This is a genomic window from Flavobacterium sp., assembly GCF_036741995.1.
Taxonomy (GTDB): Bacteria; Bacteroidota; Bacteroidia; order Flavobacteriales; family Flavobacteriaceae; genus Flavobacterium.
This window is the reverse complement of the sequence record NZ_DAINRG010000003.1, coordinates 20,467-43,294: the sequence shown is the minus strand read 5'-3', so window position 1 is coordinate 43,294 and position 22,828 is coordinate 20,467. Positions and strand designations below refer to the sequence as shown.

General features: G+C 38.7%; 20 protein-coding genes and 2 tRNA genes. 15 read left to right on the top strand and 7 right to left on the bottom strand.

Going from position 1 to position 22,828, the window contains the following annotated elements:
• The first annotated feature begins 54 nt into the window (after positions 1–54).
• The 8 genes from V7D82_RS02440 (at position 55) to V7D82_RS02405 (ending at position 4,993) form a co-directional block, all read left to right on the top strand.
• A complete protein-coding gene (locus V7D82_RS02440; protein WP_333599384.1) occupies positions 55–771 on the top strand; it encodes a pirin family protein in 717 nt (238 codons plus the stop codon).
• A 10-nt stretch (positions 772–781) separates the two neighbouring features.
• Complete coding sequence (locus V7D82_RS02435) at positions 782–1,066, top strand: GNAT family N-acetyltransferase (protein WP_333599383.1); 285 nt, start codon at positions 782–784, stop codon at positions 1,064–1,066.
• Between the two features lie 2 nt (positions 1,067–1,068).
• Entirely contained in the window at positions 1,069–1,476 is a 408-nt protein-coding gene (locus V7D82_RS02430) for an OsmC family protein (protein ID WP_333599382.1), read from the top strand.
• Between the two features lies 1 nt (position 1,477).
• The gene (locus V7D82_RS02425) at positions 1,478–1,708 is read left to right on the top strand and encodes a (4Fe-4S)-binding protein (protein ID WP_333599381.1); all 231 of its coding nucleotides are present in this window, start codon (positions 1,478–1,480) and stop codon (positions 1,706–1,708) included.
• Positions 1,705–2,235 carry an NADPH-dependent FMN reductase gene (locus tag V7D82_RS02420; protein WP_333599380.1) on the top strand — a complete coding sequence of 177 codons (531 nt, stop codon included), beginning with the start codon at positions 1,705–1,707 and terminating at the stop codon, positions 2,233–2,235. The genes V7D82_RS02425 and V7D82_RS02420 overlap by 4 nt, the downstream gene beginning before the upstream one ends.
• Positions 2,236–2,277: 42 nt before the next feature.
• Positions 2,278–3,150, top strand: a complete 873-nt coding sequence (gene fabD, locus V7D82_RS02415) for an ACP S-malonyltransferase (protein WP_333599379.1) — start codon at positions 2,278–2,280, stop codon at positions 3,148–3,150.
• Between the two features lie 73 nt (positions 3,151–3,223).
• Positions 3,224–3,475: a hypothetical protein gene (locus V7D82_RS02410; protein ID WP_333599378.1), complete on the top strand. Its 252-nt coding sequence runs from the start codon at positions 3,224–3,226 to the stop codon at positions 3,473–3,475.
• Between the two features lie 75 nt (positions 3,476–3,550).
• Positions 3,551–4,993, top strand: a complete 1,443-nt coding sequence (locus V7D82_RS02405) for a peptidoglycan DD-metalloendopeptidase family protein (RefSeq protein WP_333599377.1) — start codon at positions 3,551–3,553, stop codon at positions 4,991–4,993.
• Here the strand turns inward: V7D82_RS02405 and V7D82_RS02400 are convergent.
• The 3 genes from V7D82_RS02400 to V7D82_RS02390 are packed head-to-tail and all read right to left on the bottom strand — an operon-like array spanning position 4,990 to position 8,109.
• On the bottom strand, positions 4,990–5,907 hold the full coding sequence (locus V7D82_RS02400; protein WP_333599376.1) for a DMT family transporter: 918 nt from the start codon (positions 5,905–5,907) through the stop codon (positions 4,990–4,992). The two genes, V7D82_RS02405 and V7D82_RS02400, sit on opposite strands and share 4 nt — an antisense overlap.
• 55 nt (positions 5,908–5,962) lie before the next feature.
• Positions 5,963–6,976, bottom strand: coding sequence for a UDP-glucose 4-epimerase GalE (galE, locus tag V7D82_RS02395; protein ID WP_333599375.1), 1,014 nt, complete (start codon positions 6,974–6,976; stop codon positions 5,963–5,965).
• A 2-nt stretch (positions 6,977–6,978) separates the two neighbouring features.
• Positions 6,979–8,109 (bottom strand): DegT/DnrJ/EryC1/StrS family aminotransferase, encoded by a 1,131-nt coding sequence (locus V7D82_RS02390; RefSeq protein WP_333599374.1) that lies wholly within the window; start codon positions 8,107–8,109, stop codon positions 6,979–6,981.
• Between the two features lie 95 nt (positions 8,110–8,204).
• On the opposite strand from V7D82_RS02390, the gene V7D82_RS02385 reads away from it, so the two are divergent.
• The 3 genes from V7D82_RS02385 (at position 8,205) to V7D82_RS02375 (ending at position 12,009) form a co-directional block, all read left to right on the top strand.
• Positions 8,205–9,440, top strand: a complete 1,236-nt coding sequence (locus tag V7D82_RS02385; protein WP_333599373.1) for a 3-deoxy-D-manno-octulosonic acid transferase — start codon at positions 8,205–8,207, stop codon at positions 9,438–9,440.
• Positions 9,441–9,480: 40 nt separating this feature from the next.
• Positions 9,481–11,628: a S46 family peptidase gene (locus V7D82_RS02380; RefSeq protein WP_333599372.1), complete on the top strand. Its 2,148-nt coding sequence runs from the start codon at positions 9,481–9,483 to the stop codon at positions 11,626–11,628.
• Between the two features lie 156 nt (positions 11,629–11,784).
• Positions 11,785–12,009 (top strand): hypothetical protein, encoded by a 225-nt coding sequence (locus V7D82_RS02375; protein WP_333599371.1) that lies wholly within the window; start codon positions 11,785–11,787, stop codon positions 12,007–12,009.
• A 509-nt stretch (positions 12,010–12,518) separates the two neighbouring features.
• On the opposite strand, the gene V7D82_RS02370 is transcribed toward V7D82_RS02375, so the two are convergent.
• The 3 genes from V7D82_RS02370 to mutS form a co-directional block, all read right to left on the bottom strand.
• A tRNA-Leu gene (locus V7D82_RS02370) sits at positions 12,519–12,604 on the bottom strand.
• A 13-nt stretch (positions 12,605–12,617) separates the two neighbouring features.
• Positions 12,618–12,690, bottom strand: a tRNA-Gly gene (locus V7D82_RS02365).
• Positions 12,691–12,832: 142 nt separating this feature from the next.
• The gene (gene mutS / locus V7D82_RS02360; protein ID WP_333599370.1) at positions 12,833–15,439 is read right to left on the bottom strand and encodes a DNA mismatch repair protein MutS; all 2,607 of its coding nucleotides are present in this window, start codon (positions 15,437–15,439) and stop codon (positions 12,833–12,835) included.
• 153 nt (positions 15,440–15,592) lie between these two features.
• Between mutS and V7D82_RS02355 the strand changes: the two genes are divergently transcribed.
• From V7D82_RS02355 to V7D82_RS02345, 3 genes are all read left to right on the top strand, one after another.
• Entirely contained in the window at positions 15,593–16,054 is a 462-nt protein-coding gene (locus V7D82_RS02355; RefSeq protein ID WP_333599369.1) for a DUF1573 domain-containing protein, read from the top strand.
• Between the two features lie 74 nt (positions 16,055–16,128).
• Positions 16,129–16,659 carry an RNA methyltransferase gene (locus V7D82_RS02350; protein WP_333599368.1) on the top strand — a complete coding sequence of 177 codons (531 nt, stop codon included), beginning with the start codon at positions 16,129–16,131 and terminating at the stop codon, positions 16,657–16,659.
• 63 nt (positions 16,660–16,722) lie between these two features.
• Positions 16,723–18,888 carry an Ig-like domain-containing protein gene (locus tag V7D82_RS02345; RefSeq protein ID WP_333599367.1) on the top strand — a complete coding sequence of 722 codons (2,166 nt, stop codon included), beginning with the start codon at positions 16,723–16,725 and terminating at the stop codon, positions 18,886–18,888.
• Here the strand turns inward: V7D82_RS02345 and folK are convergent.
• On the bottom strand, positions 18,877–20,013 hold the full coding sequence (gene folK / locus V7D82_RS02340) for a 2-amino-4-hydroxy-6-hydroxymethyldihydropteridine diphosphokinase (protein WP_333599366.1): 1,137 nt from the start codon (positions 20,011–20,013) through the stop codon (positions 18,877–18,879). The two genes, V7D82_RS02345 and folK, sit on opposite strands and share 12 nt — an antisense overlap.
• Positions 20,014–20,191: 178 nt before the next feature.
• On the opposite strand from folK, the gene V7D82_RS02335 reads away from it, so the two are divergent.
• Positions 20,192–22,804, top strand: coding sequence for an AsmA-like C-terminal region-containing protein (locus V7D82_RS02335; protein ID WP_333599365.1), 2,613 nt, complete (start codon positions 20,192–20,194; stop codon positions 22,802–22,804).
• Positions 22,805–22,828: the final 24 nt, after the last annotated feature.

Below are 22,828 nucleotides of genomic sequence, written 5' to 3'. Positions count from 1 at the left end.
TCCGCGCTCCTTGATTGTAAATTTGTATCATAATAATTAATACATTTATACATCATGAAAAATACCATTTTACACAAAGCCAACACACGCGGACATGCCGATCACGGTTGGTTAAACGCACACCACACTTTTAGTTTTGCCAGTTATTACAATCCAGACAGAGTACAGTTTGGTGTCTTGAGAGTCTTGAACGATGACATCGTAGCATCCGGCATGGGATTCGGAACACATCCGCATGATAACATGGAAATCATCACCATTCCACTCGAAGGGGATTTGGCACACAAAGACAGCATGGGCAACACCGAAATAATTAAGTTTGGTGACGTACAAGTGATGAGCGCCGGAACCGGAATTCAACACTCAGAATTCAATCCCAATACCGATAAAAGAACCAATTTGTTGCAGATTTGGGTGTTTCCAAAATACAGAAATGTGGAACCTCGTTACCAACAAATTACGTTAGACACTACGGATCGTCATAATAAATTACAACAAATTCTTTCTCCCAACGCAGACGATGCCGGAGTTTGGATTCATCAGGATGCCTGGTTTCACATGGGCAATTTGGATAAAGGCACCACTTTGGATTATGATCGCAAAAAAGAAGGCAACGGATTGTATGTATTCGTAATCAAAGGAAGCGTAAAAGTGGACGGTGAGCCATTAGAACAACGCGATGGTTTAGGCATTACCGATTTTGAGAAAGTAACTTTTGAAGCTACCAGTGATGCGGAGATTTTACTAATGGAAGTACCAATGATACAATAATCATAACATTATGAACAACGAAGTACAATTAAAAATCGATGGTAAAAAAGGCTTTTTTTACATTGATGTAGAGGGCAAACACGAGGCAATGATGACCTTTGTTTTTGCTGGCGATGACAAAATCATTATCGATCACACCGAAGTAAAACCCGGAAACGAAGGCAAAGGTTTTGGTAAAAAAATGGTCACCAAAGCCGTGGAATATGCTCGTGAACACAGCATCAAAATCATACCGCTTTGTCCGTTTGCCAAAAGTGTTTTTGATAAAGTTGCCGAATTTAGAGACGTGTTGTAATCATGGCCAATCTTTTAGAAAATAATGTAGAAGGAAAAATTGGTACACAAAAATATTTGTGTACCATTTCTTGGCGTAATGGTACTTTGCTGATGGACGAACCCGAAAATGTAGGCGGTCAAAATATTGGGCCTGACCCATTCTCAACATTCTTAGCCTCGTTAGCGGGTTGCACTTTATCCACTTTGAGAATGTACATTGATAGAAAAGGCTGGGACATTCCCGAAATCAATATTTCACTAAATTTAGCTCAGGAATTAAACCCGGAATTGGAAACTACCATTGCCAGAGAAATAACTTTTTCTACCAACATCAGTGACGAACAAAGAGAACGGTTGCTTTTGATTGCTGAAAAATGTCCGATTTCGAAAATCCTGAAAAACAAAATAACTATTAACACCACTATATAAAATGGATCCGAAAGACCTCACCAAAGAATACACCAATGGCGAAGTGACCATAGTGTGGCAATCGGGCAAATGCATTCATTCTGCCAATTGCGTACGGAACAATCCGGATGTTTTCAAACCCAAAGAAAAACCGTGGATAACTCCCGAAGACTCAACAACAGAGAAAATAATCGAGACAATCAAAAAGTGCCCATCAGGCGCTTTAACTTATTACCTTAATAAAGACAAATGAATAAGCTATTAGCCTTTGGCGCTTCTAACAGCAGCGATTCCATCAATAAACAATTGGCGACTTACGCCTCAAAACAGTTTAAAAATGCAACTGTCGATTTGCTGGATTTGAATGATTACGAAATGCCTATTTACTCCAAAGACAGGGAGAAGAAAGACGGCATTCCACAATTGGCACACGACTTTTACAAAAAAATTGGTGATGCTGATTTGGTCCTGATTTCCTTTGCTGAAAATAACGGCAACTATACCACGGCTTTCAAAAACATACTCGATTGGATGTCACGTATCAATGGCAAAACCTTTCAGGAAAAACCAATGCTTTTATTGGCAACTTCGCCAGGTGCAAGAGGTGGAAGTTCTGTTCTTGATATTGCGGTAAAAAGAATGCCGTTTCAGGGTGGAATTGTAAAAGGTAGTTTTTCGCTGCCAAGTTTCAATGAAAATTTTGATGTTGAGAAAGGACTAATTTCCAATAAAGAATTAAATGAGCAGTTATTGAAAATTATTGATTCGATTGAGTTATAATTTTATTAGTATTTTTGCTTTTCAAAACAATAAAACTAACAGATGAAAGCATACGTTTTTCCAGGACAAGGAGCGCAATTTACCGGAATGGGTAAAGAACTATACGAAAACTCGGCTTTGGCCAAAGACTTATTCGAAAAAGCAAACGAAATTCTAGGTTTCCGCATCACAGACATCATGTTTGAAGGCACTGCCGAAGAATTGAAAGAAACCAAAGTAACCCAACCGGCTGTTTTTCTACACTCGGTAATTTTGGCTAAAACCCTAGACAACTTCCATCCTGATATGGTGGCCGGACATTCACTTGGTGAATTTTCAGCTTTGGTGGCTAACGGCACTTTGTCGTTTGAAGATGGATTAAAATTAGTTTCCCAACGTGCCATCGCTATGCAAAAAGCCTGTGAAATCACTCCATCAACGATGGCAGCGGTTTTAGGTTTAGAAGATAAAATTGTAGAAGACGTTTGCGCTTCTATTGACGGAATTGTAGTAGCGGCGAATTATAACTGTCCGGGACAATTAGTGATTTCGGGCGAATTCTCAGCAGTGGAAAAAGCTTGTGAAGCCATGAAGGAAGCCGGAGCAAAACGCGCATTATTATTACCCGTTGGTGGTGCTTTCCACTCTCCTATGATGGAACCGGCTCGGGAAGAATTGGCTGCAGCCATTGAAGCAACCACGTTCAATACCCCAAGTTGTCCGGTTTATCAAAACGTAACCGCCAGTGCCGTTTCGGATGCCAATGAAATCAAGAAAAACTTAATCATTCAATTGACGGCTCCGGTAAAATGGACACAATCGGTGCAACAAATGATAAAAGATGGCGCCACTAGTTTTACAGAAGTTGGGCCCGGAAAAGTATTGGTTGGTTTAGTAAATAAAATCGACAGAGAAGTAGCAACAATTTCGGCATAAATAGTTAGAAATTAAAATCTTTGGCATTCCATTTGTATTGGTCAAAACATAATTAATCATAAACTTTAAAGAAATGAAAAAAACAATCTTAGCGGCAGCTTTTATGGCTGTTGCACTGGTATCCTGCCAAGACAAAACCAAAGAAAAAATTGAAGATGCCAAAGATGCCGTTGGCACTGAAATGGAACAAAAAATCGACACGGTAACCGAGAAAGCCGAAACGGCGATTGACACCGCCAAAGCAAAAGTCAAAGGCGTTGTAGCCAAAGGCGCTGAAAAAGTAGAAGAAGGCGCCAAAAAGGTCAAGGAAGCCGTTAAAAAGTAACGAAATAAAAACCCTCACAACCAATGCTGTGAGGGTTTTTTGTTTACATTTGATTGATAATTAAATACATTCACTATGGAAAATATTAGAAAAATATTCAAAATAGTAGGTTTTAATTTTTTGCTTTTGGCATCAATCCTACTCCGTGCACAAAACAACACAACAGATTTTCAAGTCGATGGTGGTGAACTGCTATTTCCAAAAAATGATGCACAACATCCGTGTATTTCTCCCCAGGAATACTCCATTTTGGACAAAGAAGTCAGCGATAATCTGAAGAAACTCCGACTGGAAAACACCACACACAAAAACACGCTGGCGACTACTTTTATTTGGCCACTTAAGCCTGCTACTGGTTTTACACAATGTCAATACCATTTCATTGGTGCTTTTGTTGATCAAAATACGGCAGCGACCGCTATTCAGGATTTTAATTGTGAAACCAATACCTACGACGGTCATCAAGGAACTGATATTGCTATCACGCCTTATGGTTTTTACAAAATGGACAACAATCAGATTGAGGTAGTTGCGGCAGCGGCTGGCACCATAGTACAACGAGCTGATGGCAATTTTGACCGAAACTGCGCTTCCAACTCCCTAACCGCCAACTCCATTATTATTCAGCATGCCGATGGCTCTCAAGCTTTGTATTGGCACATGAAAAAAAACTCGGTGACCAGTAAAGTCGTTGGACAAACGGTAGTGGCCGGAGAATACCTTGGCGTTGTGGGAAGTTCCGGAAGTTCTACCGGACCTCATCTTCATTTTGAAGTGCGTTCCGGAAGTACGAGTGCTACTTACAAAGATCCTTATTCCGGGAGCTGTAATCTTTTGAATGCCAATTCGTGGTGGGTTTCCCAAAGACCACATACAGAACCGGCTATAGTGAAAGTTTCTGTGAATACTTCTGATATTGCTTTGGCAACTTGTCCCAATAGCGATGTGCCTAATGAAAGTGATACTTTCCTAGTTCCTTTTCAAGGATCGGGCTTGTCTCCGGGTTATGCTAAATTTTATATTTTCCTGAGAGAAATTGCGGCCAGCACTTCCATAGCGATGAGAATTTTAAATCCGAATGGAAGTCCCTTTAACAGTTGGAATTACACCATACCCACCTTTTACAAAACCAGTTATTGGGGTTTTTCAAAATTGTTGCCAACGATTGACGGCACCTATACTTTTGATGCGACTTACAATGGAGTAACCTGCTCTAAAACGTTTACTATTGTGCATTCTTTGGGGATTAATAACGTGTCCAATGACAATTCCTTTAAAGTATTTCCAAACCCGACAAACAATGTGTTCAATGTGACTGCAGATGGAATTGATAATGGAAATTATACTTTTACTCTTACCAACCTCGCAGGTCAGGTAGTTGAAAATCAAAAGATGCACATTGAAACCAATACCTTAGAAAAGTCTTTTTCTGTAGGTGGTTTATCGGAAGGTGTTTATTTTTTAATTATTGATGGAGAAAAAACGAGAACTGTCAAAAAGATTGTCAAACAATTTTAGTCATTTATTGGTGCTTCCGGAAGTTGTTTCTTTTTGTAATTGGTTATAAAAACCCCTAGAATTATTAAAGCTGTTGCAATAACGAAATCAAAAGTAATGACTTCATTCAACAGCAACCAGCCTAAGAAAACCGCGATTATGGTATTGATGTAATTCAGGATGGAAACCTGAACAGCCGTCACTCTTTTCAAGGCATAGTGATAACAGAAAAATGCAATCACGGAACCAAACACCGAAAGATATAAAGTCGCTAAAATACTTCTCGTACTCCAGGCACTGAAATCAACATTGGGCGTAAATACTAAGGCCAATACAAATTGAACTACAGAAGCAATCGAAAATTGGTAGAATAAGTTAAGGGCAATGTTATTCGATTTGTGGGTATGTTTTTTAGAATACACCGTTCCCGCTGACCACGCCAAAATAGCGATGCTCAGAAATAATACTCCTGTTTTGTAATTCGGATCTAAAATATCGCCAAGCCCATCTCTAAAAATAAACACGACACCGGAAAGACCAAGTAAGACTCCCACAAAACCTCTGATTTTTGGCTTTTGCAAACCAAACATCGTGCTGCCCATAAATACTACCAAAGGCGATAGCGCACTCAATATAGAGGTCAATCCGCTGGGTAAACTTTGCTCGGCTATGGTGGTAAATCCGTTGGCTACCACTATCATTAATAGAGAAGCCACTGCTTGTAATTTAAAGTTTTCCCAACCGATCCAAGCAAGTTGTTTTTTGTAGAGCAGCACACTTAACACAATTAAAGCTGCCAAACCTTGTCTGCTTGAGGTGATGTACCAAGGTGGTATAGTTTCCACTGCCACGCGAATACCAAGATAAGTTGTACCCCAAACAATAGCTACAACAAAAAGACAAAAAAGTAGTTTGAAATCGCGTTTATCACTCATTTCGGTTGGAGTCGATTACCGCATTTTACCGTAATCTTTAGTATGTTAAAGAAATTTAGCTTCTGATTTTTTGTTCCCATTTCCAGGCGGCAGCCAAAGCTTCCTCCAACGTAAGTTGTGATTTCCACCCCAGTACCTTGTTGGCTTTATCCGTATTGGCGTAAGCTGATGTAATATCCCCTTCTCTGCGAGCCACTATTTGGTAATTCAGTTTTTGCCCTGATACTTTTTCAAAAGCGTGTATCACTTCCAAAACGGAGCTTCCGGTTCCGGTTCCTAAATTGAAGGTTTCTACTTTTTGTTCATTTTGTTTGCTGAGCAATCTTTGTAAAGCAATCACATGAGCTTTTGCCAAATCAACCACATGAATATAATCACGAATGCAAGTCCCGTCCGGTGTTGCGTAGTCATCGCCAAAAACAGATAACTTTTCGCGTAAGCCCATAGCGGTTTGTGTAATAAAAGGCACTAAATTTTGCGGAACGCCAATCGGCAATTCCCCAATTTCAGCTGTTGGATGCGCACCAATCGGATTGAAATAGCGCAATAAAATAGAGTTAAGATTGGTAACCTTGGCTGTATCGGTAATAATTTCTTCTCCAATTTGTTTCGTATTTCCATACGGAGACAAGGCTGGTTGCACCGAAGCGTCTTCGGTAATCGGCATTTTTTCGGCTTGACCGTAAACCGTACACGAAGAACTAAAAATGAAATTCGCCTGAGGCAGTGCTGTAAGTTCCTGCAACACATACACCAAAGCATTAATATTGTTTTCGTAGTACAATAAAGGATTTTCAACACTTTCTCCCACAGCTTTAGATGCGGCAAAATGAATCACTCCTACTATGTCATTATACTTTTTGAAAAAATGCTGCACAGCTACTTTTTCTCTTAAATCAATGTTTTCAAAAATGGGTTTTTTGCCGGTAATTTTTTCAATCCCATCCAAAACGCTTTCTTCTGCATTGGAAAGATTGTCAATGGCAATCACTTCAAAACCTTGGTTTTGCAATTCAACAACGGTGTGTGACCCTATAAACCCTAAACCTCCTGTTACTACTACTTTCATAATTATTGTAAAAATTCTAAAACGCTATCCGTGATGAATTTGATTTGTTCGTCGTCTAACTCGGTGTGCATTGGTAGCGAAATTACTTCCTTCACTAATTGATTCGTTACCGGAAAATCTTCTTCTTTATATCTTACATCCAGGTAAGCTTTTTGCGAATGCAACGGAATTGGATAATAAATAGCGCACGGAATCCCTTTGGCTAATAAATGTTCCATCAAACCATTTCTGTCGGCATCAATAATTCTTAAGGTATATTGGTGGAAAACATGACAATCGCAGTTATCACAAATCGTTGGTGCAACGATATTCTTATGTCCTTCAAAAGCTGCCGAATATTTGCGGGCTGCATCTTGACGGGCTTTTCCGTAAGCATCTAACAAAGGTAATTTCGCATTCAAAACGCCGGCTTGAATACTGTCTAAACGCGAATTCACACCCACAACGTCATGGTGGTAACGCACATACATTCCGTGATTAACAATACCGCGGATTTTGTGTGCCAACGCATCATCATTGGTGAAAATAGCACCGCCATCGCCATAACAACCTAAGTTTTTAGATGGAAAAAATGAAGTCGATGATACGTGTCCGATGGTTCCTGCTTTCTTTTTTGTTCCGTCAGAGAATTTACAATTAGCTCCAATGGCTTGGGCATTATCTTCAATGACGTATAAATTATGTTCGTTGGCAATGGCCATAATCGCTTCCATATTGGCAGCTCTTCCGAATAAATGTACCGGAACAATGGCTTTGGTTTTTGGCGTTATTGCTTTCTTAATGGCATCGATAGAAATATTCATGTTGACTAAATCTACATCTACCAATACCGGAGTTAATTGCAACAAAGCAATAACTTCCACGGTGGCAGCGAACGTAAAATCGGCTGTGATTACCTCATCGCCTGGTTTTAAATCCAAGCCCATCATGGCAATTTGCAACGCATCGGTTCCATTGGCACAAGGAATGACATGTTTCACCCCTAAATAGTCCTCAAGGTTTTTTTGAAATTCGTGAACCAAAGGCCCATTGATGTAAGTTGTAGTATCTAAAACCTCCTGAATTGAAGCGTTTACCGTATCTTTTATTTTTTCGTATTGACTTTTTAAGTCAACCATTTGAATCTTTCTCATGTTTAAAAAATTATGAGTAGCAAAAGTAACAAATTCTGTAGTAGAATTTCATGTTCCATAAAAGAAACGTATTTTAGCGCATCAAAATTTCAGGGATGTTTTTTCTATACAATGTATTGTTGGTTTTGGCTTCACAACTCGTGAAAGTATTGGCGCTTTTCAGTCCCAAAATCAAACTGTTTGTTGATGGCAGGAAAAGTGTTTTTGAAACGTTAACCGACAAAATCAATCCGGAAGACAAGACAATATGGTTTCATGCCGCATCGCTTGGTGAATTTGAGCAAGGTTTGCCGGTGATGGAAAAAATCAAGCAGGAATTTCCCAATCATAAAATTGTGGTAACTTTCTTTTCACCATCAGGCTATGAAGTCCGAAAGAACAATACCATTGCTGATGCTACCGTTTACTTGCCATTAGACACCAAATCCAATGCGAAACAGTTTCTGAAACTCGTTCATCCCGATTTGGTTTTCTTTATCAAATATGAATATTGGCCCAATTATTTGAATGAATTGAAAAAAGCCAACATCAAAACCTATCTGATTTCGGGAATTTTCAGGGAAAATCAGGCGTTTTTCAAATGGTATGGTGGCTTTTATCGGAATGCTTTGAACACTTTCGACTACTTTTTTGTGCAAAATGAAGGTTCGAAAAAACTACTACAATCTCTGGGCTATCAAAATGTAAAAATATCAGGCGATACTAGGTTTGACCGCGTGGTTTCAATTTTGGAACGCGACAATTCATTGGATTTTATCGAACAGTTTAAAGGCTCTACAATTACAATTGTCATTGGCAGTTCGTGGCCAAAAGACGAAGCCTTGCTGGTAAATTTCATCAATCAAACCAATGAAAAGGTGAAGTTCATCATTGCGCCACACAATATCAAATCGGAACAAATTCAGGAATTGAAAAACTCGATAACTAAAAAAACCGTTTTATTTTCGGAAAAAGAAAATCAAAATTTGGCCGATTTTCAAATCTTCATCATTGACACCATTGGCATTCTGACCAAAATTTACAGCTATGCCGATATGGCTTATGTTGGCGGCGGCTTTGGACATCCAGGAGTTCACAATATTTTGGAACCGGCAACTTTCGGAATTCCTATTGTGGTTGGCCCTAATTATTCGCATTTTGCCGAAGCGACTGCTTTAGTTAATATGGAAGGTTGTGTTTCGATTTCGACTCAAAACGATTTGAATGATGCTTTCCATAATTTGATTGCTAACGAAGACATTCGTCATGAAAAAGGCCACATTTGCGAAACTTTTGTACAAATGAACAAAGGCGCTACGGCTGTTATTTTGAAACACATTTGTAACAAATAAACCAAAGCACAAACTCATTACTTCAATCAATCTTTACTTTATGAAATTTTTCAGATTACTGTTACTGTTCGTTTTTGTTCAAGTCAGCGCCCAACAGGGCGGCATGTGGATTCCTTCGTTACTGAACGGAATGAACGAAAGCGAAATGAAAAACCTGGGCATGAAAATCAGTGCCGATGAAATTTATTCGGTAAACCATTCGAGCATGAAAGATGCTGTGCCACAATTTGATGGTGGCTGTACTGCCGAGGTGATTTCGGACAAAGGTTTAATTTTGACCAATCACCACTGTGGATATAGTGCCATTCAAAAACAATCGACGGTAGAACATGATTATCTAACCGATGGTTTTTGGGCGTATAAAATGCAGGACGAACTTCCCAGCGCCGGTGTCGTTGCCATGTTTGTCGTGAGAATTGAAGATGTGACCACAAAAGTTATGGAGGGTGTTGCTTCATTATCTTCAGAAGCCGAAAAGCAAAAGAAAATCCAAGACAATATTACGGCACTTACCAATTCATTGCCCAAAGAAGCCTGGCAGGAAAACAAAATCAAAAACTTTTACGATGGCAATCAATACTTGCTGTTTGTAACAGAGACCTATAAGGATGTTCGTTTGGTTGGTGCGCCGCCAAGTTCGATTGGAAAATTTGGTTCGGATACGGATAACTGGGTTTGGCCACGTCATACCGGGGATTTTTCGTTGTTTCGAATTTATGCCGATAAGAATAATCATCCGGCGGCTTATGCTGCTGACAACGTTCCGTACAAACCCAAATACTTTTTCCCGATTTCCATTAAAGGAATAAAAGAAAATGATTTCACTATGGTTATGGGATATCCGGGAACGACTACGGAGTATTTACCGGCTGTTGCCGTAGAGCAAATCGTCAATACTTCGGACCCGGCAAAAGTTGAAATTAGGGACGCTACCCTCAAAGTCCTGGACCGATTCATGCGAAAAGACAACGCTATCAAAATACAATATGCTTCCAAATACAGTAGAATTGCGAATGCCTGGAAAAAATGGATAGGCGAAACCAAAGGATTAAAAAAATCGAATGCGGTTGCGGCCAAGCAAAAATTTGAAGCCGCTTTTCAAGACAAAGTGATAAAAGCCGGAAAACAAGCAGAGTATGGAAATCTTCTGTCTGATTTTGAAAAAAACTATGCCGAAATCAAAGACTACGCTTTGGCCAGAGATTATTTTAATGAAGTAGTTACAAGAAATGCCGAAATTCTTTCCGTTGGCTACAAACTATATCAATTAGAGCAATTACTAAGCACTAAAGGAGAGCAAGCTTTTACCGACCGGAAAAACACACTTTCCACCGGGATTGGAGATTTCTATAAAGATTACAATGTTGAAGTAGATCGCACTGTTTTTGAACAATTAATCAACCTGTATGCGACAAAATCACCAAAACAATTTTTACCATCAGTTTTAAACAGCATTGATGCAACAAAAGTAACAACGGATGTGTTTGACAATTCCAAATTGACTTCGTTAAATGGTTTCAAAGAATTACTGGATGGTGATACTAAAACCATCATAGAAAAACTGAATAACGACAAAGGATACCAATTAGTCAAGGCAATGGCGGATGCTTATTCTAAAAATATTGCTCCCAAATATGATGAGATTAATTTAAGAAACATAGCCACCCAAAGAACTTACATGAAAGCTATACTGGAACTTAGTCCAAAATCAGCCCGGATTTTTCCTGATGCCAATAGCACACTTAGAGTAACTTACGGAAAAGTAAAAAGTTACAAGCCTAATGACGGAGTTACCTATGAACCGTTTACTTATCTTGATGGTGTTATGGAAAAATACATTCCCGGCGATTATGAATTTGATGTTCCTCAAAAGCTAATTGATTTATACAACCAAAAGGATTATGGCGCTTATGGCTCAAAAGGAAAAATGCCGTTGGCTTTCATCGCTACCAATCACACCACCGGAGGAAACTCGGGCAGTCCAGCTTTGGATGCTAAAGGAAATTTGATTGGCTTAAATTTTGATAGAGTCTGGGAAGGTACCATGAGCGATGTATTCTATTCGCCTGAAATTTGCAGAAACATTATGGTTGATATTCGGTATGTTTTGTTTGTGGTGGATAAATTTGCCGGTGCTGAAAACCTGATACAGGAGATGAAAATCATTTCCACCAAGAGAAAAAGATGAATTTTAACATTATTTTTTGTTTTGGCACGATTATTGGTAAGTAATTATCGAAGCAAAATATGGGTTTTTAAAAAAAATTAAAAAAATAATTTTAACCTATTAAAAAATTTATATCTTTGCCTCGAATTAATAATTAACCTTTTATAATTAAGTAAGATGAAAAAAGTATTTTTAAGTTTAGCTGTTGTTGCTGCATTAACTGTAGTATCTTGTAAACAAGCTGAGACTACTGACGCTGCTGCTACTGACTCAACTGCTGTTGAAGCTGTTGATACAACTGCTGCTCCTGCTGCTGACACAACTGCTGCTCCTGCTGCAGATACAACTGCTGCAAAAGCTGAAGCTCCAGCTGCTACTCCAGCTGCACCTGCAAAAAAATAATTAGTACACACTAATTATCTTTTAAAGATTTAAAGCCACGCCATGCGTGGCTTTCTTTTTTTATATTCTTTTTGAAAAGAATCATTAACCTAATACTACAAAATCATAAAATGTAGATTAACAAATTCTGATTTATTGTATCTTTGAATAAAACCGAACAATCATGTTAAATATTAGCATTTCCGACATTATAATTGCCATATTTTTTTTTATAATTGCAGTTTTCGTAATGCGTTGGCTATCTGATATAGATCGAAAAATAAAACGAGAGGAATTTATTAAAAAATATTATTCATATCTTTCAAAAAAAGAGCAGGAAGAACAAGAGGACAAATCCGAAAAGCCATAACTATAACTGCTCTTACCTATCACAACAATTAAGTCAATTTAAATTCCATTATACTTCCGGAATTTATATTTAAACCTTTATTTAGACACAAAAAAAAATCTAAGAAAAAGAAATAAAAAAACCGCAAACAATTAATAATTAAATGTTTACGGTTTTTCAGTACTCAAGGCGGGACTTGAACCCGCACGAACATTGCTGTTCACTGGATTTTAAGTCCAGCGTGTCTACCAATTTCACCACTCGAGCATTATGATAGTTGAGCGAAAAACGGGGCTCGAACCCGCGACCTCGACCTTGGCAAGGTCGCGCTCTACCAACTGAGCTATTTTCGCATTTCTAAATTTAGTAAGAACGGCAACACTTGTACCGTATTGCGGATGCAAATGTAATACTAAAATTGAATTATACAAACCTTTTCTTGAAAAAAACTTTTTCAAAATATAACGCTTTGATTAGCAATTCCTACTTTGAAAATTATTTTTTCTGAAGCATTCTTTTTATCTCGTTTAGCTTCATTAAAGCTTCCACCGGAGTTAGGGTATTGATGTCTAAACTCAAGATATCTTCTCTGATTTCTTCCAATAAAGGATCATCTAAATTGAAAATATTCAATTGCATATCATCTTTGGCCGATTTGATTCCGTTGAGTGCATCACTCGAATGATTCTTTTCCAGTTTCTTTAAAAGTTTCTGCGCCTTCTGAATCACCATTTGCGGCATTCCGGCCATTTTAGCTACATGGATACCAAAACTGTGAGCACTGCCACCTTTTACCAGTTTTCTAATAAAAAGCACCGTATCTTTTAATTCCTTAACCGAAACATTATAATTCTGAATCCTTGGCAATAATTCACTCATTTCATTTAACTCATGATAATGTGTAGCAAATAACGTCTTTGGTCTTGCCGGATTCTCATGCAAAAACTCGGCAATCGCCCATGCAATGGAAATTCCATCATAAGTGCTCGTGCCACGGCCTATTTCATCCAGGAGCACCAAACTTCTATCGGAAATATTATTCAAGATAGAAGCTGTTTCATTCATCTCTACCATAAACGTAGATTCGCCCATCGAAATGTTATCACTGGCGCCTACTCTGGTGAATATTTTATCGACTACTCCCATCCTTACCTTTTCAGCTGGGACAAAGCTTCCCATTTGCGCCAAAAGCACAATCAAAGCCGTTTGTCGCAAGATGGCTGATTTTCCGGACATATTAGGTCCCGTTATCATTATCAGTTGTTGTGTTTCTCTATCTAAGAAAACATCATTAGCAACATACGGGACTCCTACAGGCAACTGTTTCTCAATTACCGGATGACGACCGTTAGTAATTTCCAATTCAAACGTATCATCCAGAATCGGACACACGTAATCATTTTCTATGGCTAATTGCGTAAACGAAGTCAAACAATCCAATTGGGCTACCAAATTAGCATTTAACTGAACTTGTTTGATATAAGTACCAATCCAAATCACCAATTGTTCAAACAAATGGCTTTCGATTTGATGGATTTTTTCTTCGGCTCCAAGAATTTTGGTTTCGTATTCTTTTAATTCTTCGGTAATGTAGCGCTCTGCATTAACCAATGTTTGCTTTCTAATCCATTCCGGCGGCACTTTATCTTTATGGGTATTTCTGACTTCGATGTAATATCCAAAAACATTGTTGAACGAAATCTTCAACGAAGTAATTCCGGTACGTTCCGACTCCCTAGCCTCAATACCTTCCAAATATTCTTTACCGGAAAAGGCGATATTGCGCAATTCATCCAGCTCGGCATGAATCCCCGTCGCAATGGCATTCCCTTTAGCAATGGCTACCGGCGCATCCTGATTTAAGGTTGTTTTTATTTTTTCGCGAAGCAAATCACAGGCATGCAAACTATCGCCAATAACCCGAACAGCTTCCTGCTTGCTTTCCAGCGCTAAGCTTTTAATCGGAATAATAGCATCCAAGGATTCCTTGAGGTAAATCACTTCACGGGGCGAAATTTTACCAGTGGCTACTTTCGAAATCAAACGCTCTAAATCGGAAATCTGCTTAATTTGATATTGCATCTTCTGAAGAATCTCTTGATGGTCTTTCAAATAAGAAACCACTTCGTGTCGGCTTCTTATCTTTGTAATCTCTTTCAAAGGCAGAGCCAACCAACGTTTCAAAAGCCTTGACCCCATTGGCGAAAGCGTTCTGTCAATCACATCCAAAAGCGTTACGGCATTTTGGGAATGACTGTGGTATAATTCTAAATTTCTAATTGTAAACCGGTCCATCCACACATACGCGTCTTCGGCTATTCGTTGAATATTAGTGATGTGCTGAACTTTATTATGTTGTGTTTCCGATAAATAATATAAAATGGCTCCGGAAGCAATAATCCCATCTGGCAATTCTTCGATTCCAAAACCTTTTAAAGAATTCGTCTGAAAATGATTCTTCAGGGTCTCCTGAGCATAATCTTCTTTATACACCCAATCTTCCAGATAAAAGACATTGAAATCTTCTCCAAAAGCGTCTTTAAACTGGGCTTTGTTGTTCTTTTGAATTAAAATCTCACTCGGACTGAAATTTTGCAACAACTTATCAATGTATTCTTCATTACCCTGAGCTGTTAAGAATTCTCCCGTAGAAACATCCAGAAAAGCCACACCCAATTGTTTTTTGCCAAAATAAATCGAAGCCAAAAAATTATTCGATTTCGAATGCAGTACCTCATCATTCATAGAAACTCCGGGAGTTACCAATTCGGTCACACCACGTTTCACAATTGTTTTGGTCATTTTCGGATCTTCAAGCTGGTCGCAAATGGCCACGCGCAATCCGGCTTTTACCAATTTGGGCAAATACGTATTTAAAGAATGATGCGGAAATCCGGCCAAAGCGGTTTCCGTTTCGGAACCAGCGCCACGTTTGGTTAATACAATCCCTAGGATCTTAGAGGCACGAATAGCATCTTCACCAAAAGTTTCATAAAAATCACCTACTCTAAATAACAAACAGGCATCGGGATATTTTCGTTTTATCTCGTTGTATTGCTTCATTAAAGGAGTTTCCTTGGCTTGAGTTTCTTTGGCTGACAATGGATTTCGTATTAAATTTATAAGAAAGCGAATTTAAAATATTTTGAGGGGAATAGCCATCTGAATAAAAATTAATTTAATATTAAGCTAAAAAAAAAGCCGTGGTTTTAATTTTTGGATAGATTTGTCTCAGAAACTTAAAAACTTTTAAAAATGAAAAAAATAATTTTATTAGCTGCATTAACTGTTTTCGGTGTGGCAACAAACGCACAAACAGCAAAAAAAGTAGTAAAAAAAGAAGCTGCTAAAGTAGAAACTCCAAAAGTTGACGGTGCCGGAATGGTTTTCGAAAATGAAACTATTGATTATGGTACACTTCCCCACAATGCTGAAGGAACCAGAGAATTCGTTTTGACTAACAACGGAAACAAACCGTTAACTATCGAAAGCACTCAAGGTTCTTGTGGTTGTACAGTTCCAACTAAACCGGAAAAACCAATCCAACCAGGAGAAAAAGGTGTTATTAAAGTACACTATGCTACTGACAGAGTTGGTGCTTTCACTAAAACAGTAACTGTAAAATCAAACGCAGTAGGTCAGGAAACTAAAGTTCTTACTATCAAAGGAACTATTTTGCCAGATGCTCCGGCTGAAGCCACTCCAACAAAAAGTTAATCATACTTAGTTATACATTCTGAAAAGTCCCGATATATCGGGACTTTTTTTTTGAATATCTTTGCCAAAAAAATATGCGAAAGCTAGAAAATAAAGAACTCGAAAGAAAATCGGTGACCGATTTCAAACAATCTGAAAAAACACCCATCATCATTGTGCTGGATGACATTCGAAGTCTGCATAATATCGGCTCCGTTTTCAGAACTGCCGATGCTTTTTTGATTGAAAAAATTTATTTGTGCGGTATTACAGCCGTTCCTCCCAACAAGGAAATTCACAAAACAGCATTAGGCGCAACCGAAACCGTTTCATGGGAATATCAAAAAGAGGTGACTGACGTTATTGAAAACCTAAAAAAAGAAAACATTAAAACATTCGCCATTGAACAAGTTGATAATGCCGTTTTTCTTCAGGATTTTAAAATTGAAAAAGGCGAAAAATACGCTTTAGTTTTTGGCAATGAAGTGTATGGCGTATCACAAAAAGCCATTGACCTTTGTCATGGTTCCATCGAAATTCCGCAATTGGGCACCAAACATTCCTTGAATATTTCGGTCAGTACCGGAATTGTGGTTTGGGATTTATTTCAAAAAATAAATTATTAATCACTAGGCTATTTTTAATATAATTTTCACAAAAACAGCACTACTTTTCTTTATTTTTATAAAATGAAAAAGAAGTTTTTTGAGGCACTATTTTTACTTGTTTTTACACTTACCGGACAACTTATAATCGGTAGTGAAAGCACCGGCTCCCATCACGCTCTTTTTTCAAAAGATTCTATCAACACCCAAAAAAATCAGCCTGTAAAAAATGCCATAGCAAACATTGCCCCTACGCTGACAGCCACAGGAGATCAAATATATTGCCCGGGAACTTCCATGAAAATTGTCACTGATATGACCATTGTCGATCCGGACGATCTCGGAATCGATGCTATTTATATTCAAATTTCAAGCGGCTATGATGCCGGACAAGATGTGTTAACACTAACCGGTAGTCATCCCAACATAACCACAACTTGGAATGCCATCGCCGGAACTTTATCCCTAACCGGAGTTTCGGGACAACCAACTTATATTGAATTGGTAGCCGCAATAAAAGATGTCGAATTTTCATCCAGCGCGGCCAATCCAACCGGAGTTAAGAATTTCTCCATCTCTGTGGGTCAAGCCAATTATTTGCCGTCAAACGGACATTATTATCTTTTTGTTCCCAACATTGGAATCACATGGTCAGCCGCCAAAACTGCTGCACAAGCCAGCAATTATTACGGATTACAAGGTTATTTAGCCACGCTAACATCTGCCGAAGAATCGCAAATTGCCGGCGAACAAACTTCTGGTGCCGGTTGGATTGGCGGAAGCGATGAAGCCAACGAAGGGGTATGGAAATGGATGACCGGTCCGGAAATTGGAACTGTCTTTTGGAATGGCGATTATACGGGAAGCACTCCCAACTACGCTTTTTGGAATGGTGGCGAACCCAATAATGTGAATGGCAATGAAAATTACGCTCACATTACCGCAACAGGAGTGGGAATTACCGGCTCTTGGAATGACCTTTCCAATACTGGTGAGGCTAGTGGAAGTTACCAACCCAAAGGATATATAGCCGAATACGGAGGAATGCCCGGCGATCCTATACTACACATCTCAACCAGCACTACATTAACCATTCCAACCATCACCAGCACAACTACTGACACCCGATGTGGCACCGGAACAGTTACATTACAAGCCACTTCAAACACAGGAGTTGTCAATTGGTATCAAAATCCTACCGGCGGAGCTCCTTTGGGAACAGGAAACAGCTTTACAACACCAACAATTACCGGCACTACTACATTTTACATTGCGGCTCATTCTATTAATTGTAATGACGATGCGCGAGTTCCCATTAAGGCTTTTGTAACACCAAGACCTGTTTTAACAGTAACTTCCCCCTATTATATGTGTGATGAAAGCTACACCATTATTGATGTGCAAACAACATCCGGAATTATGTTTTGGTATGACAGCCCAACATCAACCACACAATTTTTTTTAGGAACTCATTTTATTGTACCCAATATTCATCAGGACACCATTTTTTATGCTGAAGCCAACTACAATGGCTGCCTCTCTACACGTGAGCCAGTTGATATAAAAGTATATGCTCCACCTGTAGTTGCCGATGAACATTATGACATTTGCTCGGGCGATGTTCTCACTTTAAATGCTCAAAACCCAGGCCTGCTGTATCAATGGTCAACTGGTGAAACCACACAAACCATAACCTCAAACGGACTACTTAGTGATTATTCAGTTGTGGTGACTACACTTCCTCCTGGAAGCTGTTCCAAAACCATGAACTTTCACATCAATCAACATGTTTCGCCTGTCATTGCAGAGGTTGCCGTTGACGAGTCAAAAGTTACCATAATCACCACTGAAAGTGGTGACTTCGAATATTCAATTAACGGTATTGATTATCAAAATTCCAACGAGTTTATAGTGTCGCAAGGCGGAACTTACACCGCTTATGTGAGAGAAAAAAATGGCTGTGGCACTGACAGCAAACCTTTTATAGTGATTACTTATTTGCAGTTTTTTACACCAAATGGCGATAACTTCAATGATGTTTGGTTTGTCAAAGGAGAGGAAAATTTCCCTGAATTTGAAGTAAAGATTTTCGACCGATTCGGGAAAGTAATTACCATTTTAAATGCCTCGAATCTCTTTTGGGACGGAACTTATAACGGCAAGCTTTTACCTTCTACCGATTATTGGTTTGTGGCCAAAATAAATGGTTTATATCCTGAGAAAAAAGGACACTTCTCTTTAAAACGATAGTTTCTTCTGGATTTCGTGTAAGACAAAAACATAATCATCCTGATGGTTTAGAAAATCCCTGTTGGTCACATCAATGATTAACACGTTCAAATCCTGTTGCGATTTGATATAATCCAAATAGCCGTTATTGATTTTTTCCAAATACTCCGCCGGAATTTCCTGCTCGTAGCTTCTTCCTCTTTCTTTGATGTTCCTCAAAAGACGCTCAGTACTTTGGTACAAATAAATATACAAATCGGGCTTTGGCATTTCTTTGTAGATGATGTCGAACATCGTTTTGTACAAACGATACTCGTCTTCGGCCAGCGTTACTTTGGCAAAAATTAACGACTTGAAAATATGATAATCCGCGACAATGAAGTCTTTGAACAAATCAAACTGTGCTAAATCATCCGAAATTTGCTGGTACCGATCGGCCAAAAAAGACATCTCCAACGGAAAAGCATACCGACTTTGGTCTTCATAAAACTTTGGCAAAAACGGATTGTCGGCAAAGCGCTCCAACACCGTTTTGGCATTAAAATCTTCGGCCAATTTATTGGTCAGTGTGGTTTTTCCGGCACCGATATTTCCTTCTATGGCGATGTAATTAAAATGATCCAGCTTGATCTTGGCAATTGGAATTTCAAGATTCTGAACCACCTTGCAATTGCTTTTATCTTCCGAAAGCACTAACAATTCGTGTAAATATTTCTGCAGAATCGGATGGCGCCAATCTAAGTCCAAATCGCGCATTGGCAACAAGACAAACAAGCGGTTTTGCATTTCAGGATGCGGCACCTGCAGCTTTTCGGTAGCGATGATTTCTTCGTTAAAAGCAATCACATCAATGTCAATAATTCGGGCTTGGTAACCTTCTTTGTCTTCGCGAACCCTACCCAAAGCTTCTTCCAACAGCAAAACTTCTTCCAAAATCTGAAGCGCCGATTTATGCGTGTTCATAATCACCGCACAATTATAAAAGGCAGCACTTTCAAAACCCCAAGACGGTGTTTCGTATAGCTTAGAAACTCTGATAATGGTTCCGATTTCCTGATGCAAACTGTCAATGCAACGCTCAATGTTTTCGAGACGATTGCCTTGGTTAGTGCCTAGCGATAAAATGACTTGATGCTGCTTATTCATAGAAGCACAAATTAACTAAAACTATTTTAGAATAAAGACAAAAACCAGCAGACTGTTAATAACAATTTCTCAACAATGGCAATCCTGTAAAATCATAAAACTTCATTAAATAGTAACCGCTTTATAACGAAAAGGCATTATTTTTGTTATGCTAATGCGTAACTAAATCTGTCATACCATGTTAAAGAAAATCTTGAAAATAGTTGGAATCGTTTTATTATTGTTGGTCATCTCGGCTTTCGCGATTCCGTATTTCTTTAAAGATCAAATCAAAGCCAAAATTTTAACTTCGATCAACGAAAAAGTAGATGCCAAAGTAGCTTTCGCCGATGCCGATTTGAGTTTGTTCAAAAATTTTCCCAACGCCAGTGTGAGTATTGAAAAATTGACCATTATCAACAAAGCGCCGTTTGCCGGAGATACTTTAGTCGCTTTTGACGAGTTAAACCTGAAAATGTCAATCAAAGAATTGTTCAAAGGCGATAACGAAGCCATGAATATTGACGGAATTTCTTCGAAAAATGGTTTGATCAATATCATTTTCAACAAAGACGGCGTGGGCAATTACGACATTGCGCTGAAAGACAAAAGCAAAGAAGACGACAGTAAAAGCAAACCGCTTTCGCTAAAAATCAAAGAATACTCGGTAGAGAATTTCAAGTTCAAATACTATGATGAGAAGTCCAAGATAAGAATGTTGGTTGACAGCATCAACCACGAAGGAACCGGAGATTTCGCGGCCTCCAAATTGGATTTAGTAACCAAATCCACCGCCAAAGTTTCGCTCGATATGGACAAAGTAAACTATATGAATCATGTGGCCATTTCTTTGGATGCGATTCTTGGCATTGACTTAGACAACAGCAAATACACCTTCAAAGAAAACAAAGCCAAAATCAACGAACTGCCTTTAGAATTTGATGGTTTTATCCAGTTGGTAGATGCCGGTCAGCAATATGATTTGAAATTCAAAACGCCAACCTCATCGTTTAAAAACTTCTTAGGATTGATTCCGGCGAAATATTCGAGCAATCTGAAGGACGTGAAAACCAGTGGTGATTTTACCGTGGCCGGTTTTGCCAAAGGACTTTATTCTGACACTTCGGTACCGAAATTCAATGTCGAAATTGCTTCTAATAATGCTTCGTTCCAATATCCGAATTTGCCGAAATCGGTACAAAAAATCGTCATCGACACCAAGATTATCAACGAAACCGGCGTGATGAATGATACATATGTCAACTTGGATAAATTGTCGTTTCAAATTGACCAAGATGTTTTCAATGCAAAAGCGAATATTAAAAACATCTCCGAAAATGCTTTGGTAAACGCCGCGCTGAAAGGCACTATCAATTTGGCAAATCTTACCAAAGCGTATCCTGTAAAACTAGACAAACCGTTAACCGGAATTCTGAAAGCCGATGTGACCACAGAATTTGACATGCAATCGGTGGAAAAAAGTGATTATGCCCGAATCAGAAATGCCGGAACGATTGACTTAACCGGTTTCAACTATACGGATGAAAACGGCAAAACGATGAAAATCAGCCGGGCTTTAGTTTCTTTTGATCCGAGTCGTGTAAACCTGCAACAATTCAATGCCACCACCGGGAAAAGTGATTTGGCTGTGAACGGAGTTTTGGAGAATTTCTATGGTTTTGTGTTTAAAAACCAAGAGTTGAAAGGGAATTTTAATTTGACTTCCAATCAACTGGCGGTAAACGATTTTGTAACAACCGAAGCATCAGCCAAAAAAACAAGTAAAGCTGATGAAGCGATGAAAATACCGGCCTTCCTGAACTGTTCTTTGACAGCGAAAGCCAATACGGTTTTGTATGATAATTTAACGTTGAAAGACGTTTCCGGAAAGGTGATTATTAAAGACCAAAAAGTAACGATTGAAAACGGTAAGACCAATATTTTCGGGGGTTCCATTGCGTTTAATGGAGATGTTTCGACCAAAGAAAAAATCTCAAAATTCAATATGGATTTGGGATTGAACGGTGTGGACATTGCGCAGACCTTTACCCAATTGGACATGATGAGAAAAATCGCGCCAATTGCCGGTGTGATTAATGGGAAACTGAATTCCAAAATCAAGCTTTCCGGAAATTTAAAAGACAAAGAAATGACGCCCGATTTAAAAAGCATCACGGGAGATTTATTGGGACAATTGCTTTCAACTACAGTGAATTCAAGCAACTCAGAATTGCTGACCAAGCTAGATGACAAATTAGGTTTTGTGGATTTGAAAAAATTGAATCTTAATGATTTAAAAGCCGCCTTAACCTTCAAAGACGGAAAAGTAAATGTAAAACCATTTGACATCAAATATCAGGATATTAAAGCCACCATTGGCGGGTCGCATGGCTTTGACCAATTGATGAATTACAATGTAAAACTAGACGTTCCGGCAAAATATTTGGGCACAGAAGTCAACACTTTGATTGGAAAATTAACTCCGGCTGATGCCAAGAAATTTGAAACGATACCAATAAATGCTATTCTTACCGGTAATTTTAAAAACCCAAACATAACGACTGATGTCAAACAAGCCACAACCACACTAGTTACTAATTTGGTGAAACAGCAAAAAGACAAACTAATTCAACAGGGAACTTCGGCACTGGGCAATATCATTAAGAACAACACCAAGCCAAAAGACACTACAAAAACAGCAGCGCCAAAAGAAGATGTAAAAACGCAGGCCAAAGATTTAATCAACGGCTTGTTCAACAAGAAGAAAAAAGAGGAACCCAAACCGGCAACTACGCCGACACCCACAAAATAAAAAAAGAAACCCTTTCGTTTGAAG